This is a genomic window from Streptomyces sp. RPA4-2 (assembly GCF_012273515.2).
Classification (GTDB): Bacteria; Actinomycetota; Actinomycetes; order Streptomycetales; family Streptomycetaceae; genus Streptomyces; species Streptomyces kaempferi.
This window is the reverse complement of record NZ_CP050975.2, coordinates 8,007,127-8,025,132: the sequence shown is the minus strand read 5'-3', so window position 1 is coordinate 8,025,132 and position 18,006 is coordinate 8,007,127. Positions and strand designations below refer to the sequence as shown.

At 70.9% G+C, this 18,006-nt stretch carries 15 protein-coding genes; 7 read left to right on the top strand and 8 right to left on the bottom strand.

Going from position 1 to position 18,006, the window contains the following annotated elements:
* Nucleotides 1-6 precede the first annotated feature (6 nt).
* From rhaS to HEP85_RS35000, 4 genes are read right to left on the bottom strand one after another with little or no spacing between them, the layout of a single operon-like run.
* Nucleotides 7-1,089 carry a rhamnose ABC transporter substrate-binding protein gene (gene rhaS / locus HEP85_RS35015; RefSeq protein ID WP_168531525.1) on the bottom strand — a complete coding sequence of 361 codons (1,083 nt, stop codon included), beginning with the start codon at nucleotides 1,087-1,089 and terminating at the stop codon, nucleotides 7-9.
* 29 nt (nucleotides 1,090-1,118) lie between these two features.
* Nucleotides 1,119-2,111: an ABC transporter permease gene (locus tag HEP85_RS35010; protein ID WP_168531524.1), complete on the bottom strand. Its 993-nt coding sequence runs from the start codon at nucleotides 2,109-2,111 to the stop codon at nucleotides 1,119-1,121.
* Nucleotides 2,104-3,144: an ABC transporter permease gene (locus tag HEP85_RS35005; protein ID WP_168531523.1), complete on the bottom strand. Its 1,041-nt coding sequence runs from the start codon at nucleotides 3,142-3,144 to the stop codon at nucleotides 2,104-2,106. The genes HEP85_RS35010 and HEP85_RS35005 overlap by 8 nt, the downstream gene beginning before the upstream one ends.
* Before the next feature lie 28 nt (nucleotides 3,145-3,172).
* Nucleotides 3,173-4,690 (bottom strand): sugar ABC transporter ATP-binding protein, encoded by a 1,518-nt coding sequence (locus tag HEP85_RS35000; RefSeq protein WP_168531522.1) that lies wholly within the window; start codon nucleotides 4,688-4,690, stop codon nucleotides 3,173-3,175.
* Between the two features lie 308 nt (nucleotides 4,691-4,998).
* Here HEP85_RS35000 and rhaI point away from each other — a divergent pair, with 308 nt between their 5' ends.
* The 7 genes from rhaI (at nucleotide 4,999) to HEP85_RS34965 (ending at nucleotide 13,945) form a co-directional block, all read left to right on the top strand.
* Nucleotides 4,999-6,159, top strand: coding sequence for an L-rhamnose isomerase (rhaI, locus tag HEP85_RS34995; protein ID WP_168531521.1), 1,161 nt, complete (start codon nucleotides 4,999-5,001; stop codon nucleotides 6,157-6,159).
* 145 nt (nucleotides 6,160-6,304) lie between these two features.
* Nucleotides 6,305-8,344 (top strand): bifunctional aldolase/short-chain dehydrogenase, encoded by a 2,040-nt coding sequence (locus tag HEP85_RS34990; protein ID WP_168531520.1) that lies wholly within the window; start codon nucleotides 6,305-6,307, stop codon nucleotides 8,342-8,344.
* Nucleotides 8,341-9,789 (top strand): rhamnulokinase family protein, encoded by a 1,449-nt coding sequence (locus HEP85_RS34985; protein ID WP_168531519.1) that lies wholly within the window; start codon nucleotides 8,341-8,343, stop codon nucleotides 9,787-9,789. The genes HEP85_RS34990 and HEP85_RS34985 overlap by 4 nt, the downstream gene beginning before the upstream one ends.
* Before the next feature lie 95 nt (nucleotides 9,790-9,884).
* Nucleotides 9,885-10,640: a (Fe-S)-binding protein gene (locus HEP85_RS34980; RefSeq protein ID WP_168531518.1), complete on the top strand. Its 756-nt coding sequence runs from the start codon at nucleotides 9,885-9,887 to the stop codon at nucleotides 10,638-10,640.
* Nucleotides 10,637-12,124, top strand: a complete 1,488-nt coding sequence (locus tag HEP85_RS34975) for a LutB/LldF family L-lactate oxidation iron-sulfur protein (RefSeq protein WP_168531517.1) — start codon at nucleotides 10,637-10,639, stop codon at nucleotides 12,122-12,124. The genes HEP85_RS34980 and HEP85_RS34975 overlap by 4 nt, the downstream gene beginning before the upstream one ends.
* Nucleotides 12,121-12,768: a lactate utilization protein C gene (locus HEP85_RS34970; RefSeq protein WP_168531516.1), complete on the top strand. Its 648-nt coding sequence runs from the start codon at nucleotides 12,121-12,123 to the stop codon at nucleotides 12,766-12,768. The genes HEP85_RS34975 and HEP85_RS34970 overlap by 4 nt, the downstream gene beginning before the upstream one ends.
* A gap of 22 nt (nucleotides 12,769-12,790) precedes the next feature.
* Nucleotides 12,791-13,945: an ABC transporter ATP-binding protein gene (locus HEP85_RS34965; RefSeq protein WP_168531515.1), complete on the top strand. Its 1,155-nt coding sequence runs from the start codon at nucleotides 12,791-12,793 to the stop codon at nucleotides 13,943-13,945.
* Between the two features lie 201 nt (nucleotides 13,946-14,146).
* Here the strand turns inward: HEP85_RS34965 and HEP85_RS34960 are convergent, their stop codons facing one another.
* The 4 genes from HEP85_RS34960 to HEP85_RS34945 all read right to left on the bottom strand — a co-directional run bounded on the left by HEP85_RS34960 (nucleotide 14,147) and on the right by HEP85_RS34945 (nucleotide 17,658).
* A complete protein-coding gene (locus HEP85_RS34960; RefSeq protein WP_168531514.1) occupies nucleotides 14,147-15,082 on the bottom strand; it encodes an ABC transporter substrate-binding protein in 936 nt (311 codons plus the stop codon).
* Nucleotides 15,079-15,750 (bottom strand): ABC transporter permease, encoded by a 672-nt coding sequence (locus tag HEP85_RS34955; RefSeq protein ID WP_168531513.1) that lies wholly within the window; start codon nucleotides 15,748-15,750, stop codon nucleotides 15,079-15,081. Before HEP85_RS34955 ends, HEP85_RS34960 begins: the two co-directional genes overlap by 4 nt.
* Nucleotides 15,747-16,427, bottom strand: coding sequence for an ABC transporter permease (locus HEP85_RS34950; RefSeq protein ID WP_168531512.1), 681 nt, complete (start codon nucleotides 16,425-16,427; stop codon nucleotides 15,747-15,749). The genes HEP85_RS34955 and HEP85_RS34950 overlap by 4 nt, the downstream gene beginning before the upstream one ends.
* Before the next feature lie 436 nt (nucleotides 16,428-16,863).
* A complete protein-coding gene (locus HEP85_RS34945) occupies nucleotides 16,864-17,658 on the bottom strand; it encodes a SigB/SigF/SigG family RNA polymerase sigma factor (protein ID WP_168531511.1) in 795 nt (264 codons plus the stop codon).
* Nucleotides 17,659-18,006: the final 348 nt, after the last annotated feature.

Below are 18,006 nucleotides of genomic sequence, written 5' to 3'. Positions count from 1 at the left end.
CAGCGCCTAGAAGTTGAACTGGTCGATGTTCTTGGCGTCGAAGACGGTCGGCTTGCCCAGGTTGATCACGCCGTCCTTGCCGATGGTGAAGGTCCCCATGTCGCCGGCCTTGAAGGTCTCGCCCTCCTTGCCGCTGATCTGTCCCGACACCAGCGCGACGGCCGTGCGGGCGGCGAGGTCGCCGAGCTTCGCCGGGTCCCACAGCTCGAAGCCGTCGACGGTGCCGTTCTTGACGTACTTGCGCATGTCGTTGGGGGTGCCGAGGCCGGTCAGCTTGACCTTGCCCTTGTACTTGGAGCCGGACAGGTACTGGGCCGCGGCCTTGATGCCGACCGTGGTCGGGGAGATGATCCCCTTGAGGTTCGGGTGCTCCTGGAGGAGGCCCTGGGTCTGCTGGAAGGACTGCTGGGCGTCGTCGTTGCCGTAGGCGACCTTGACCAGCTTGACGTCCTTGTACTTGGGGTCCTTCAGCTCGTCCTTCATGAAGTCGATCCAGGTGTTCTGGTTCGTGGCGGTCTGCGCGGCGGACAGGATCGCGATCTCGCCCTTGTAGCCGATCTGTTCGGCGAGCAGCTGCACCTCGGTGCGGCCCAGGTCCTCGGCGCTGGCCTGGGAGACGAAGGCGTTGCGGCACTCGGGCTTGGTGTCGGAGTCGTAGGTGACGACCTTGATCTTGTTGCTCATGGCCTGCTTGAGCGCGGTGCACAGCGCGCCCGGGTCCTGCGCGGACACGGCCATCGCGTCGACCTGCTGCTGGGTGAGCGTGTTGACATAGCTCACCTGGCCGGAGGTGTCGGTGGCACTGCTGGGGCCGACCTCCTTGTACTTGGAGCCCAGTTCCGTCAGCGCCTTCTCGCCGCCCTTGTCGGACGAGGTGAAGTACGGGTTGTTGACCTGCTTGGGCAGGAACCCGACCGTCAGGCCCTTCTTGGTCGCCGCGTTCGGGTCGGCCTTGCCGGCCGTGGCGTTCGAACCGCTGTCGGCCTTCACGTCCTTCTTGGTCGTGCCACCACAGGCGGTGGCCGCCAGGGCGAGCGAGGTGACGGCGGCGAGCGCCACGCAGGTGCGGCGGATCGTTGACTTGCGCATGGCGGAAGTTCCTTTACGAGGGTGGGCGGTTACGAGGTCGGAGTCGAGGCGGCTCTGCGGCCCGCCCTCGCTACGGAGATCTGCCGCGCGACCCGGGGGCCGAGCACGGAGACGACGAGCAGAACGCCGGTGACGACGATCTGCGACTGCGCGGAGACGTTGGAGAGGCTCATCACGTTCTGCAGCGCGCCGAGCAGGAAGACTCCCGCGATCGCGCCGCCGAGCGTGCCCTTGCCGCCGTCGAAGTCGATGCCGCCCAGCAGGACGGCGGCGACGACGGAGAGTTCCAGGCCGGTGGCGTTGTCGTAGCGGGCGCTGGCGTAGTGCAGCGCCCAGAAGATGCCGGTCAGCGACGCCATGAAGCCGGTGGCGACGAACAGGATCAGCTTCTGCCGCTTGACCCGGATGCCGGCGAACCGCGCGGCCTCCTCGTTGGCGCCGACCGCGAAAGCCGAGCGTCCGAACGGGGTGGCGTGCAGGACGACCACGGCGATCGCGAGGAGCACCAGGAAGGGCAGGAAGGCCTGCGGGATGAAGGTGTTCCCGATGCGGCCGGCCGCGAAGTCCTGGTACTGCGTGGGGAAATCGGTCACCGCGTCCGAGCCGAGCACGATCTGCGCGATGCCCCGGTAGGCGGCGAGCGTGCCGATGGTGACGGCGAGGGAGGGCAGGCCGAGCCGGGTCACCAGCAGGCCGTTGACCAGTCCGCACACCACGCCGAGCAGCAGGCACAGCGGGATGATCGTCTCGATCGCCATGCCCTGGTTCCACAGGGCGCCCATCACCGAGCCGGACAGACCGGCCGTGGAGGCGACCGAGAGGTCGATCTCCCCGGCCACCACGAGCAGGGTCATCGGCAGCGCGATGAGCGCGATGGGCAGCGTGTTGCCGATCAGGAACGACAGGTTCAGGGCGTTGCCGAAGCCGTCGACGAAGCCGAACGAGAACAGCAGCAGGACGATGAGGAGGGCGCCGACGACCGTGTCCCAGCGGACGGCGCGCGCGAGGGGCGAGTCAGCCATGGCGGGCGTTCCTCTTCTTGAGTGCGGAGGCCACGCGCAGCGCGACGATCCGGTCGACCGCGATGGCGAGGATGAGCAGGACGCCATTGATGGCGAGCACCCAGACGGAGCTGACGCCGAGCGCGGGCAGCACGCTGTTGATGGAGGTGAGCAGCAGGGCGCCGAGCGCGGCGCCGTAGACGCTGCCGGAACCGCCGGTGAAGACGACGCCGCCGACCACCACGGCGCTGACGACGGTGAGTTCGTAGCCGGTGCTGGTGCCGGAGTCGACGTTGCCGAACCGGGCGAGGTACAGCGCGCCGGCGAGACCGGCGAGGCCGCCGCAGACGACGTACGCGGTCAGGATGCGCTTGCGGACCGGGATGCCGGCCAGCCGCGCCGCCTCGGGGTTGGAGCCGAGCGCGTACAACTCCCGTCCGCTGCCGAAGTGCTTGAGGTAGTAGGCGGTGACCAGCAGCACGGCCAGGGCGATCAGGGCGAGGTACGGCACCGCCGAGATGCCGCCGGAGCCGAAGTCGACGAAGCTGCCCGGGAGGTCGGCCGCGGTGATCTGCCGGGAGCCGACCCAGATGGAGTCGATGCCGCGGATGATGTAGAGCGTGCCGAGGGTGACGACGAGCGCGGGTACCTGGCCGAGGCTGACCAGCAGACCGTTGACGAGTCCCCAGCCGATGCCGAGCAGCACCGCGAGGAACACCGCGACGACGGGGTTCCCGCCGCCCTGCAGATAGGTGCCGGCCGCGAAGGCGCTGATGCCGAGCGTGGAGCCGACCGACAGGTCGACGTTCCGGGTGATCACCACCAGCGACTGGCCGGTGGCGACCAGCACCAGGATGGTCGCGTTCAGCAGCAGGTCCTTGATGCCCTGTTCGGACAGGAACTGGCTGTTGCCCATCTGGGTGATGACGATCATCACCAGGAAGACGGCCAGGATGGCGAGTTCACGCATCTTGAAGACGCGGTCCACCAGCCGGGTGCCGCTCGACCGGGGAACCTCGGAGGCGGGGGCGGGGTTGGGCGCGGTCACCGTCATGCGGCGGCCCTCTCAGTGTCGGTCGTCGTCATGCGGCGGCCCTCCCGGTCGCTGCGGCCATCACGGATTCCTCGGTGGCTTCGGAGCGCGGGATCTCGGCGGTGAGCCGGCCCTCGTGCATCACGAGGACCCGGTCGGCCATGCCGAGGATCTCGGGCAGGTCGGAGGAGATCATCAGGACGGCGACGCCGTCCGCGGCCAACTCGCTGAGCAGCCGGTGCACTTCGGCCTTGGTCCCGACGTCGATGCCACGTGTCGGCTCGTCCACGATCAGTACCTTGGGGCCGGTGGCGAGCCACTTGGCCAGGACGACCTTCTGCTGGTTGCCGCCGGAGAGCGTGGCCACGGTGTCGGCGAGCCGGGCGTACTTCACCTGGAGCTTGACCGCCCAGTCGAGGGAGCGGCTGCGCTCGGCGCCCCGGTCCATCAGGCCCGCCCTGACGGTCGTACGCAGCCCGGTCAGACCGATGTTGCGCTCGATGGACATGTCCATCACCAGGCCCTGGGCGCGCCGGTCCTCGGGGACGAGGGCGAGGCCCGCGGACATGGCCGTCGACGGCGCGCCGTTGGTGAGTGCCCTGCCGTCGACCTCCACCTCCCCGGCGTCCCAGCGGTCGACGCCGAAGACGGCCCGTGCCACCTCCGTACGGCCCGCGCCGACGAGCCCGGCGAGACCGACGATCTCACCGCGCCGGACGTCGAAGGAGACATCGGTGAAGACGCCCTCGCGGGTCAGACGGCGCACGCTGAGGGCGACCTCGCCGGCCTCGACGTCCTGCTTGGGGTAGAGCTCGTCGAGGTCGCGGCCGACCATCCGGCGCACGAGGTCGTCCTCCGTCATGCCCTCCAGCGGCTCGCTGGATATCAGGGCGCCGTCGCGCAGGGTCGTGACCCGCCGGCAGATCTGGAAGATCTCCTCCAGCCGGTGTGAGATGAACAGCACCGCCGAGCCCTGCTCGCGCAGGGTGCGCACGACGCCGAAGAGACGGGCGACCTCGCTGCCGGTCAGGGCCGCGGTCGGCTCGTCCATGATCAGGACCCGGGCGTCGAAGGAGAGCGCCTTGGCGATCTCGACGATCTGCTGGTCGGCGATGGACAGTCCGCGCGCCGGGCGCTCGGGGTCGAGCTCGACGCCGAGGCGTTTCATCAGGCCGGCGGTCGCCGCGTGGGTGGCCTTGTGGTCGATGCGGCCGAGCGCGCGCCGGGGCTGGCGGCCCATGAAGATGTTCTCGGCGATCGAGAGGTCGGGGAAGAGCGTGGGCTCCTGGTAGATCACCGCGATACCCGCGTCGCGGGCGTCGGCGGGACCGTGGAAGACGGTGGGCTCGCCGTCCAGCAACACCCGGCCGGCGTCCGGTCGGTGCACGCCGGCGAGCGTCTTGATGAGGGTCGACTTGCCCGCGCCGTTCTCACCGGCGAGTGCGTGCACTTCGCCGGGGAACAGTTCCAGGGACACGTCCCGCAGGGCGCGCACCGCGCCGAAGGACTTGGAGATGTCCTCCAGCGCCAGTACGGGGGCCGGACCCGCGTCGGACCGGTGGGTCATGGGAGCTCCTCAACGACGCGGGCGGAGAGGCCTCACGACGTCGTGAAAGGTTTCAACTAGGTTGCCGGGACGTTAGACATGTCGCCCAGGTCACGTCAATGGGTTCGGGTCGAAATTCTCGATAGACAGAGGTCACAACCGGGTCACGAAGAGCCGTCTTCGTCGAGGGGGTTGACAGCCTTTCGGGGTGCTCATAGCTTCAGCTTTCTGAATCGTTTCAGACCACACCTGTTCAGATCGAAGCAGTCCGCACCGAAGTCGCCGTCGCTCAGACCCGACGTCACACCCGAAGTCACAGGAGCCCCGAAGTGACCGAGCTCGCCGCGGTGAAGGCCGCACTCAAGACCCAGGCAGTAGAGACGCCGTCGTGGGCGTACGGGAACTCGGGAACCCGCTTCAAGGTGTTCGCCCAGCCCGGCGTGCCGCGCAGTCCGCGGGAGAAACTGGACGACGCCGCCCAGGTGCACGCCCACACCGGTGCCGCGCCGTCCGTCGCGCTGCACATTCCCTGGGACAAGGTCGAGGACTACAAGGCCCTGGCCGAGTACGCCGGGGAGCGCGGCCTGCGGCTGGGCACGATCAACTCCAACACCTTCCAGGACGACGACTACAAGCTGGGCAGTGTCTGCCACCCGGACGCCACGGTGCGCCGCAAGGCTCTCGACCACCTGCTCGAATGCGTCGACATCATGGACGCGACGGGCTCGAAGGACCTGAAGCTCTGGTTCGCCGACGGCACGAACTATCCCGGCCAGGACGACATCCGCGAGCGCCAGGACCGGCTGGCCGAGAGCCTCTCCCAGGTCTACGAACGGCTCGGGGACGACCAGCGGATGCTCCTGGAGTACAAGTTCTTCGAGCCCGCCTTCTACGCGACGGACGTGCCGGACTGGGGCACCGCGTACGCGCACTGCCTCAAGCTCGGCCCCAAGGCACAGGTCGTCGTCGACACCGGACACCACGCGCCCGGCACCAACATCGAGTTCATCGTCGCCACGCTGCTGCGTGAGCGGAAGCTCGGCGGCTTCGACTTCAACTCGCGCTTCTACGCCGACGACGACCTGATGGTGGGCGCCGCCGACCCCTTCCAGCTCTTCCGGATCATGTACGAGGTGATCCGCGGCGGCGGCTTCACCCCCGACGTCGCGTTCATGCTGGACCAGTGCCACAACATCGAGGCGAAGATCCCCGCGATCATCCGTTCGGTGATGAACGTGCAGGAGGCCACCGCGAAGGCGCTGCTCGTGGACCGGGACGCGCTGTCCGTGGCCCAGCGCGAGGGTGACGTGCTCGCCGCGAACGCCGTGATCATGGACGCCTACAACACCGACGTACGGCCGCTGCTGCACGAGGTCCGCGAGGAGCTCGGCCTGGACGGTGACCCGGTGGCCGCGTACCACCGTTCCGGATGGGCGGAGAAGATCGCCGCGGACCGGGTGGGCGGACAGCAGGCCGGATGGGGGGCGTAGCCCTCGCGCCGCGTCCGCCGGGTGACCCCGGCGGACGGCCGCGGGCCGTGCGCCGCGGACCGCACGGCCGCCCGGTCCCCGCCGGGTGCGCCGCGGCACTCGTACGTCCTCTCTCTTCACTCCTCATTCTCTAAGGACCAGGAACATGGCACCCCATCCCGAAGCCGCCGCTCTGCTGGCCCGGTCGCACCGGCTCGGCGCCGACCCCCGCAACACCAACTACGCGGGCGGCAACACGTCCGCGAAGGGCACCGACACCGACCCCGTGACCGGCGGCGACGTCGAGCTGATGTGGGTGAAGGGGTCGGGCGGCGACCTCGGCACGCTGACGGAGTCCGGGCTCGCGGTCCTGCGGCTGGACCGCCTGCGGGCCATGACGGAGGTCTACCCCGGCGTGGAGCGCGAGGACGAGATGGTCGCCGCGTTCGACTACTGCCTGCACGGCAAGGGCGGCGCGGCCCCGTCCATCGACACCGCGATGCACGGTCTGGTGGACGCCGCCCACGTCGACCACCTGCACCCGGACTCCGGCATCGCGCTGGCCTGCGCGGCCGACGGCGAGAAGCTGACCGCCGAGTGCTTCGGCGACACCGTGGTCTGGGTGCCCTGGCGCCGGCCCGGCTTCCAGCTCGGCCTGGACATCGCGGCCGTCAAGAAGGCCAACCCCCGCGCGATCGGCTGTGTTCTGGGCGGCCACGGCATCACCGCCTGGGGCGACACGGCCGAGGAGTGCGAGCACAACTCGCTGCACATCATCAGGACCGCCGAGGCGTTCCTCGCCGAGCGTGGCAGGCCCGAGCCCTTCGGGCCGGCCGTCGAGGGCTACGCGGCCCTCCCCGCGACCGAGCGCCGCGAGCGCGCGGCGGCCCTCGCGCCGTACGTCCGGGCGCTGGCCTCCCAGGACCGTGCGCAGGTCGGCCACTTCACCGACTCCGACGTCGTCCTCGACTTCCTCGCGCGCGCCGAGCACCCCCGTCTCGCCGCGCTCGGCACCTCCTGCCCCGACCACTTCCTCCGGACCAAGGTCAGGCCGCTCGTCCTCGACCTGCCGCCGGCCGCCGAGCCGGCCGAGGCGATCGCCCGCCTCAAGGAGCTGCACGCCGCCTACCGCGAGGAGTACGCGGCCTACTACCGGCGGCACGCAGACGCCGACTCGCCCGCGATGCGCGGCGCGGACCCGGCGATCGTGCTGATCCCCGGCGTCGGCATGTTCTCCTTCGGCAAGGACAAGCAGACCGCCCGCGTCGCTGGCGAGTTCTACGTCAACGCGATCAACGTGATGCGGGGCGCCGAGTCCGTCTCCACGTACGCGCCGATCGAGGAGTCGGAGAAGTTCCGCATCGAGTACTGGTCACTGGAGGAGGCCAAGCTCCAGCGGCTGCCCCGGCCCAAGCCGCTCGCCACCCGGGTGGCGCTGGTGACGGGCGCGGGCAGCGGCATCGGCAAGGCGATCGCCGAGCGGCTGGTGGCCGAGGGTGCCTGCGTGGTGGTCGCCGACCTGAACGCGGAGAACGCCGCCCGGGTCGCGACGGCGCTGGGCGGTCCCGACAGGGCCGTCGCCGTGACCGTCGACGTGACCTCCGAGGAGCAGATCGCCGAGGCCTTCCGGGCGGCGGCGCTCGCCTTCGGCGGCGTCGACCTGGTGGTCAACAACGCGGGCATCTCCATCTCCAAGCCGCTCCTGGAGACCACCGCGAAGGACTGGGACCTCCAGCACGACATCATGGCCCGCGGTTCCTTCCTGGTCTCCCGCGAGGCCGCCCGGGTGATGATCCAGCAGGAGCTGGGCGGCGACATCGTCTACATCGCGTCCAAGAACTCGGTCTTCGCCGGCCCGAACAACATCGCCTACTCCGCGACCAAGGCCGACCAGGCCCACCAGGTCCGGCTGCTGGCGGCCGAGCTGGGCGAGCACGGCATCCGTGTCAACGGCGTCAACCCGGACGGGGTGGTGCGCGGCTCGGGCATCTTCGCGGGCGGCTGGGGCGCCCAGCGCGCGGCCACCTACGGGATCGAGGAGGAGAAGCTCGGCGAGTTCTACGCCCAGCGGACCATCCTCAAGCGGGAGGTACTGCCCGAGCACGTCGCGAACGCGGTGTTCGCGCTGACCGGCGGGGACCTCACCCACACCACCGGTCTGCACGTCCCGGTCGACGCCGGTGTCGCGGCGGCATTCCTGCGATGAGCGAGCGGCACAAGACCTTCGCCGCGGTCGACCTCGGCGCGTCCAGCGGACGCGTCATGGTCGGCCGCGTCGGACCCGGAGCCCTGGACCTCACCGAGGCCCACCGCTTCCCGAACCGGCCGGTACGGGTCCCCGACGGCCTGCGCTGGGACATCCTCTCGCTGTACGCGGGAGTGCTCGACGGACTGCGCGCCGCCGGGCAGGTCGACTCCGTCGGCATCGACAGCTGGGCCGTGGACTACGGACTGCTGGACGCCGACGGGGCGCTGCTCGGCAACCCGGTGCATTACCGCGACACCCGCACGGAGGGCGTCGCCGAGCAGGTGTGGGCCACGGTGCCCGCCGCCGAGCTGTACGCGGCGACCGGGCTCCAGTACGCCCCCTTCAACACCCTCTACCAGCTCACCGCGGCCCGCTCGACGGCCCAACTCGCCCACGCCGAGCGGCTGCTGCTCATCCCCGACCTGCTGGCCTACTGGCTGACGGGCGAGGCGGGCACGGAGCTGACCAACGCCTCCACCACCCAGCTGATCGACCCGAGGACGCGCGAGTGGGCGCACGACCTCGCGGGGCGGCTCGGCATCCACCTGAAGCTGTTCGCGCCGCTGCGCCGGCCGGGCGACCCGGCCGGCCACCTGACGCCCCGGGTGCTGGAGGAGACCGGACTGGCCGGCCCGGTCCCGGTGACGACCGTCGGCTCGCACGACACCGCCTCCGCGGTGGCCGCCGTCCCCGCCGTCGGGGAACGCTTCGCCTACATCTGCACCGGCACCTGGTCCCTGGCGGGCCTGGAGCTGGCCGCGCCGGTCCTCACCGAGGCGAGCCGGGCGGCCAACTTCACCAACGAGCTGGGCCTGGACGGCACGGTCCGCTACCTGCGCAACATCATGGGGCTGTGGCTGCTCCAGGAGTGCCTGCGCGAGTGGGACCACCCCGACCTGGGCGAACTGCTGCGGGCGGCCGCGGAGATCCCGTCACTGCGGTCGGTCGTGGACGCGGGCGACGCCGCCTTCCTCGCCCCCGGCCGGATGCCGGCCCGGATCGCCGACGCCTGCCGGGCGTCGGGGCAGCCCGTGCCCGGGTCCCGCGCCGAGATCACCCGCTGCATCCTCGACTCCCTCGCGCTCGCCCACCGCCGGGCGGTCGCCGAGGCACAGGAACTCGCCGACCACCCTGTCGACGTCGTACACATCGTCGGCGGCGGCACCCGTAACGAACTGCTCTGCCAACTGACCGCCGACGCCTGCGGGCTGCCGGTGGTGGCGGGCCCGGCGGAGGCGGCCGCGCTCGGCAACGTCCTGGTCCAGGCGCGGGCCCAGGGCCTGGTCGGCGATCGTGCGTCGATGCGGCGACTCCTCGCCCGTACACAGCCGTTGCGGCGGTACGAGCCCCGGGGCGACGCGGCCGTCTGGCGCGCCGCGCAGGACCGGCTCATCCGTCCGTGAGCGGGGACCCGCCCGACTCCCTGAGCGAGGACTCCCCTGGCGCCCGGCCGCCGCGTACTCTGCACTCATCCGATGACCGATCCCTAGGAGCCGCGATGCGTGTCGCCCTGTTCCTGACCTGTGTCAACGACACGCTCTATCCGGACACCGGCCGCGCTGTGGTGAAACTGCTGACCAGGCTGGGCGTGGAGGTCGACTTCCCGATGGCCCAGACGTGTTGCGGGCAGGCGCACTACAACACCGGGTACCGGCATCAGGCCGAACCGCTGGCCCGGCATTTCTCCGATGTCTTCGCCGAGTACGAGGCGATCGTGACGCCTTCCGGTTCGTGCGGCGCGATGGTGCGGGAGCTCTATCCGCGGATGGGCGAGCGGGCACGGGCCGAGGGCCGCGGCGACACGCTCGCGACCACGCTCGCCCCGGTCGTCCCCAAGACCTATGAGCTCACCGAGTTCCTGGTGGACGTGCTGGGAGTGACGGACGTGGGCGCGTACTACCCGCACACCGTCACCTACCACCCCACCTGTCACGGGCTGCGCGGTCTGGGGCTCGGCGACCGGCCGCGCAGGCTGCTCCAGGCCGTCAGGGGACTGGAACTGCGCGAGCTGCCCGGCGCCGACGAGTGCTGCGGCTTCGGCGGCACCTTCGCCGTCAAGAACCCCGACGTCTCGGCGGCGATGGGCCTCGACAAGGTGCGCAACGCCGAGTCGACCGGCGCGGACGTCCTGTGCGCCGCCGACAACTCCTGTCTGATGCACATCGGCGGCACGATGACCCGGCTGAGCACGGACATGCGGCCGGTCCACATCGCGGAGATCCTGGCGAACACGGAAGGGGAGCCGAACGCGTGAGTGGCACCTTCGTCGGCATGCCGGCCTTTCCCGAAGCCGCCCACGAGGCGGTCAACAACCCCACCCTGCGCGCGAATCTGCGCCACGCCACCCACACGATCCGCGCCAAGCGCGCCGTCGCCGTGTCCGAACTCGACGACTGGGCGGCCCTGCGCGAGGCCGGCAAGCAGATCAAGGACCACACACTCCGTCATCTCGACCGTTATCTCGTCCAGTTGGAGGAGTCCGTCACCGCGGCCGGCGGCGTCGTGCACTGGGCCGCCGACGCCGACGAGGCCAACCGGATCGTCGTCGAGCTGGTCAGGGCGACCGGTGAGAGCGAGGTCGTCAAGGTCAAGTCGATGGCCACGCAGGAGATCGGTCTCAACGAAGCCCTGGAAGCGGCCGGCATCCACGCCTACGAGACCGATCTCGCCGAACTCATCGTGCAGTTGGGCAAGGACCGGCCCTCGCACATCCTGGTCCCCGCCATCCACCGCAACCGGGGCGAGATCCGCGACATCTTCACCCGCGAGATGAGCGAGTGGGGACGCCCGGCACCCGAGGGCCTCACCGACACGCCCGCGGAACTGGCCGAGGCCGCCCGGCTCCATCTGCGCGAGAAGTTCCTGCGCGCCAAGGTCGGCGTCTCCGGCGCCAACTTCATGGTCGCCGAGACCGGCACGATGATGGTGGTGGAGTCCGAGGGCAACGGCCGGATGTGCCTGACCCTGCCCGAGACGCTGATCTCGGTCGTCGGCATCGAGAAGACCGTGCCGACGTGGCGGGACCTGGAGGTCTTCCTGCAGACCCTCCCCCGCTCCTCGACCGCCGAGCGCATGAACCCGTACACCTCGATGTGGACGGGCACCACGGACTCCGACACGGCGGACGGCCCCCGGACCTTCCACCTGGTCCTGATCGACAACGGCCGCACCGACACGCTCGCCGACGAGGTCGGCCGCCAGGCGCTGCGTTGCATCCGCTGCTCGGCGTGCCTCAACGTCTGCCCGGTGTACGAGCGGGCCGGAGGGCACGCCTACGGCTCGGTCTACCCCGGCCCGATCGGCGCCATCCTCAGCCCCCAGCTCCGGGGTACCCAGAGCGAGATCGACGCCTCCCTGCCGTACGCCTCCTCGCTGTGCGGCGCCTGCTACGAGGTCTGCCCGGTCGCCATCGACATCCCGGAGGTCCTCGTCCATCTGCGCGAACGGATCGCCGAGGGTGGCCCGGTGACGCGGGAGGGCAACAAGGCCGTCCTCAAACCCGCCAAGGGGCACGCCGCCGAGCGGGCCGCCATGCGGGCGGCGCGCTGGGCGTTCGGCCATCCCGGCGCGCTGCGCACCGGTCAGCGGCTGGCGTCCCGGACGCGCCGCTTCCATCCACGGACGCTGCCCGGACCCGGCCGGGCGTGGAGCGACACCCGGGATCTGCCGGCGGTCCCCGCGGAGCCGTTCCGCGACTGGTGGCAGCGGACCCAGGGCGGAAAGGACGTACCGAAGTGAGCAGCAGGGAACTGATCCTGGGGCGGGTGCGGCGCGCGCTCGCCGACGTCCCTCGGGACGACACGCCGTACGAGCAGGCCGTACCGCGCGGGTATCTGCGCGAGCACGGCGCCCGGAGTGTCGCGGAGACGGTGGACCTGCTGGCGGAGAACCTGGCGGACTACCGGGCGCTCGTGCACCGCTGCGCGGCCGGCGAACTGGCGGCGACGATCGCCGGGCTGCTCGCCGCGCACGGCTCGGCCTCGGTGGTCGTACCGGCGGGTCTGGACGAGACATGGCTGGCCGCGACGGGGGTGACGCGGGTACCGGACCGGGCCGAGGACACCTCGGCCGAGTTGGACCGGGTGGACAGCGTGGTCACCGGGTGCGCGCTGGCGATCGCCGAGACGGGCACCCTCGTGCTGGACGGCGGCCCCGATCAGGGCCGTCGTCGCATCACGCTGGTCCCTGACCACCACATCTGTGTCGTCCGTGTCCCCGGGCAGGTCGTCTCCTCCGTGCCCCAGGCCCTGGAGCGCCTCGACCCGGGCCGCCCGCTGACCTGGATCTCCGGCCCGTCGGCGACCAGCGACATCGAACTCGACCGGGTCGAGGGGGTGCACGGTCCGCGCACCCTGGAGGTGGTGCTGGTGAGCGGCGGGTGACGTGCGCGGTTAGCGTGAGGGGATGATCCGGTTCGAACAGGTCACCAAGCGCTATCCGGACGGCACGACGGCCGTGGACGGCCTCTCGTTCGAGGTCGCGGAGGGCGAACTCGTCACGCTCGTCGGCCCGTCGGGCTGCGGCAAGACGACCACCATGATGATGGTGAACCGGCTGATCGAACCGACCTCGGGCCGGATCCTCGTGAACGGCGAGGACGTCGCCACCGTCGACCCGGTCCGGCTGCGGCGGCGGATCGGCTACGTCATCCAGCAGGTCGGCCTGTTCCCGCACCGGACCGTCCTCGACAACACGGCGACGGTCCCGACGCTGGTCGGCTGGAAGAGGACGAAGGCCCGTGCCCGCGCCGCCGAGTTGCTCGACCTGGTGGGCCTGGACCCGAAGACGTACGGATCCCGCTATCCGGACCAGTTGTCGGGCGGTCAGCGCCAGCGGGTCGGAGTGGCGCGGGCGCTCGCGGCGGACCCGCCCGTACTGCTGATGGACGAGCCCTTCGGCGCCGTCGACCCGGTGGTCCGCGAGCAGTTGCAGGACGAGTTCCTGCGGATGCAGGAGTCGGTGCGCAAGACGGTGCTGTTCGTCACGCACGACATCGAGGAGGCGGTCCGGCTCGGCGACCGCATCGCGGTGTACGGGCAGGGGCGCATCGAGCAGTTCGACACGCCGGGGGCCGTACTGGGTGGCCCGGCCACGGAGTACGTCGCCGGGTTCGTCGGGGCCGACCGGGGGCTGAAGCGGCTGTCGGTCACCGAGATCCAGCGCGACGACCTGGAACAGCCACCCGTCGCCCGCATGGACGAGTCCGCCGGGCGGGCCGCCGAGCGGTTGCGTTCCGGGAGCGCCCGGTGGGCGGTGGTGCTGGACGCCGAGGGTGATCTGCACGGCTGGGTGGGTGCCGACGAGCTGAGCGGAGGCGGCTCCGTGGGGGACCACGTCCACCGGATGAACTCCTGGGTCCCGGTGGGTGCCCCGCTGAAACAGGCCTTCGGTGTCCTGCTCCAGCACGACGCGGGGTGGGTCGCGGTACTGGAGGGCGCGCGGTTCCTCGGCGTCCTGACCCCGGCGAGGCTGCACGAGGCGCTGCGGCGCTCGGTGGACGCGGACGCGCGGGGGGTCGCGCGGGGGCAGGTGGCATTCGACTCGGTGCCCAAGGGGTAGCGCTCCGCCGGGTTTCGGGGGTGTGCGTGCGGGTGGGGACTGGCGGGAGGCGGATTCGGCTGCGGCTGAGGTGCGACTGCGGCTGCGGCGGGTGGGGGCTGAGCGCGCCGCTCCCCGCGCCCCTGGCGGGGCGCTCCGTGAACCGGCGTGCGCCGGGTCCAGCAGCCTCGTACCGTCGCTCGAGACGGCATGCCCTGCCGGTCACTTCAGCAGGCCCTTCTCCTTCAGATAGGCGCGTGCCACGTCCTCCGGGAGCCGTCGCCAGCTGTCCACCTGCTGGTTCATGGACGCCAGGTCCGCGGTGGTGAGCACGGCGTTGAGCGCTCCCAGCGCCTTGGTGACGCCCTCGCCGCCCGCGCGCGAGCGGTTGACGACGGGCACGATGTAGTCGGCGTTCTGCAGGTGCTTGTCGTCGGCGAGCAGGACGAGCCCGAACTCGCCGAGGGTCGCGTCCGTCGTCGTGGTCAGCACCATCTGGTCCCGGCCGCTCTGCACGGCCTGCTTCGCCTGGGTGGTGCCGACGCCCTTCGGATCGACCGCGGTGATGTCGATGCCGTACGTCTTCTTCAGGCCCGGTTCGCAGTAGGGCCGCTTGACGCACTCGTCGCCCGCCGCGAGCCGCACCTTGAGACCGGACGCCCCGAGGTCGCTGAGGTTCTTCAGCCGGTGCTGCCGGGCGTACCGGCCGGTCACGGCGAAGGCGTTCTGGTCGACGGCCCTGCCGGGGGCGAGGACGGTGAGCCCACGGGGTGTGGCGAGCGACCGCAGCGCCTTCATGGTGGTGGTGAGGTCGGGCGAGCCGACCGGTGGTGCGTCGGCCCCGTGGGTCTTGGCGTTCAGCCAGTCCGCGAAGGTGGCCGCGTACTCCGGGACGACGTCGATCTGACCGGACTCCAGGGCGGGTTCGTAGAGCTCGCGGTTGGCGACCGTGAGCATGGAGGTCCTGTATCCGGCCTGCCTCAGCAGCAGGGCGTACATCTGGGCCAGCAGATCGCTCTCGGTGAATCCGGCCGAGCCCACGGTCAGGTGCTTGCTGTCGCCGGGCGGCGCGGTGACGGCGCCACGGTTCTCCAGTGACGGGCCGGTGGCACAGCCGGCCAGCAGGAGCACCCCCGCGAGAACGGCGTACCGCTTCATCGCCGGCCTCTCGCCAGGCGCGGCGCGAGCCGTTCGGCGGTCTCGAAGAGCCCCTCGACGATCAGCGCGAACACGGCGACCAGGACGGCACCGGCGACGACCTGCGGGGTGCTCGCCAGGTTGAATCCCGCGGTGATGATCCTGCCGAGGCCGCCGCCGCCCGCGAGCGCGGCGATGGTGGCCGTCGCGACCAGTTGGACGGCGGCGATCCGTACGCCGTTCATCACCAACGGGAGCGCGAGGGGCAGTTCGACCTGGAACAGCATCTGCCGCCCGGTCATCCCCATGCCGCGTGCCGCCCGCACCACACTGCGGTCGACCTCGCGCATACCGACGTACGCGTTGGTGAGCAGCGGCGGGACGGCGAACAGCACGAGCGCGACGACCGTGGGCCCCTCGCCGTATCCGCCGAGCGGGGTGAGCAGCAGGAGGACGAGGACGGCGAAGGTGGGGACGGCCCGGCCGATGTTGGAGAGGTTGACCGCGAGCGCGCCGCCCTTGCCGAGGTGGCCGAGGACGAGGGCGACGGGCAGCGCGATCAGACAGCTGATGACCAGACAGACGGCGGTGAGGACGAGGTGCTGGGCGAGGCGGTGCCGGACGCCGTCGTCGCCGCTCCAGTGCGCGGGGTCGGTGAGCCAGTGCCAGGCCTCGGCCAGGGTGTTCACCCGCGGGCTCCGCGGGTCCAGGGGGTGATGAGCCACTGCGCCCCGAGCAGCAGGAGGTCGGCCGCGACGGCGATGACGACGCACAGCACGGACGCGGTGAGGACCTGCGCCTTGAAGTAGGTGTTCATGCCCGCGTAGATGAGGTTGCCGAGACCTCCGAAGCCGACGATCGCGCCGACCGTGACCAGCGAGACGGCCGACACGGTGGCGATCCGCAGCCCGGCCATCGCGGCGGGCACCGCGAGCGGCAGTTCCACGGTGAGCAGCAGCCGGACGGGCCCGTAGCCCAGGCCGCGCGCGGCCTGCCGGGTCTCCTCGGGGACGGCGCGCAGGCCCGCGAGGATGTTCCGTACGAGAAGGGTCAGGGAGTAGAGCACGAGACCGGCGACGACGAGCGCGGCCGACAGTCCGTACACGGGCAGGAGCAGCGAGAACATCGCCAGTGACGGGACGGTGTAGAGGACGGTGGTCGCCGCCAGCACCGGGCCGGCGGCCCAGCCCCAGCGGCGGGCGAGGACGGCCAGCGGCACCGCGATGACGAGTCCCACGAGGACGGCGATCACGGTGAGCTGCAGGTGCTGGGCGACGGCGTCGAGGAGGATCTGGCGGCGGGTGCTCAGGTACGCGCCGCAGATCCACTCGTTGCGGGCGAGGCAGTCGTCCGGGGGCGCCGTCATCTGTCCATTGCAGCGGGCCCACAGGGGGGCGGCGCGTTCTGGTGACCCGTACGAGGTGTTACCGGGTGCGGGCGCGGACGCGGGTTTCCGTGCCCACCGTCGCTCGGGGTGGGCCGGGCGGAATCAGACGGTGCCGGAGCATGGGGAGAATTCTTCCCCCCGCGTGACAGATCTTCCGGTCGATATTCGCGTGCCACGGGAATGGGTCCTCGGAAATGCCGCGGCCCACGAGAAATCCGGGTGGCGGCGCATCCAACCCGTCGCCCGGAATTTGTTTGGATCGAGTCCACCCAGGTAGTTCGAAGAGAGGCGGTCCGCTGGCCAACCATTCCCGGGAGGGTTCGGCAGTGAGCCCGCCCCCCGGCCGCCCGGATGGGGCGACCCACCGGACGGCCGGGCAGAACACCGGACCACCTGGGTCCGCACCGCCCGTGCCCTACGCCGCCTCGGTGAGAAGTTGCTCGCGCAGGGTGCTGCAGCACGTGCTGAGCAGCCGTGAGACGTGCATCTGCGAGATCCCGAGCTGCTCGGCGATGCCGAGCTGCGTCATTCCGCGGAAGTAGCGCAGGTAGAGGATGGTGCGCTCGCGCTCCGGGAGGCAGCGCAGCGCGGGCTTGACGGCCTCACGGTCGATGACGAGGTCGAATCCGGCGTCGGGCCCGCCCAGCGTGTCGGCCAGCGCGCATCCGTCGTCCTCGCCGGGCAGCTCGGCGTCGAGGGAGAGAGTGGCGAAGCAGTCCAGGGCCTCGAGCCCGAGACGTACGTCGTCCTCGCCGAGGTGCGCGCACGCGGCGATCTCGGCGACGGTGGGCTGTCGGCCCGGTGTGCTCTGCGAGAGCTCTTTGAGCGCCGTACGCACCCTGGCCCGCACTTCCTGCACGCGGCGCGGCACGTGCAGCATCCACATGTGGTCGCGGAAGTGACGCTTGATCTCGCCGGTGACGGTCGGGACGGCGTAGCTCTCGAACGCGTTGCCCCGGTCCGGGTCGTAGCGGTCGACGGCCTTGAGCAGGCCCAGCGCCGCGACCTGCATGAGGTCCTCGGCCGCCTCACCCCTGCCGCGGTACCGGCCGGCGACGCGCTGCGCCATGGGCAGCCAGGCCCGGACGATCTCGTCCCGCAGCGCCTCCCGCTCGGGCCCGTCCGGAAGCCCGGCCAACCGCACGAAGGCCTCACCGGTGTCCGGGGCGTCGTCGTGCGGGTGATGCCTCGTACTGACCGTGGTGTGCATGGCGCTCACAGTCCCCTCAGAGCTACTGACCGGCAGTCCATGGGGAGGGCGCACACGAGCCAACGGGGCACACCCGCGATCTGGTGGACCAGCTCCCACGGACGTGCCTCCTGTCCGAAGCACTGTGACTCAAATTACCCCATATCGGTCATCCGGAACCCCTCGATTCATTAAAGTGACACCGGGCAGCCGACCGACGCTGGAGCGTAGGGAAACGTCCGTCCCATTCCCGTATTCACGGACGGTCCGTTCGCGCGGCCCCATTCAGCGCCGCCCCTCCGCCCGCCGCGCTTTCACGTGTCCCGGGTTCACCCCTCACCCTCTTCACACGTCCCGCATTTCCGCGGG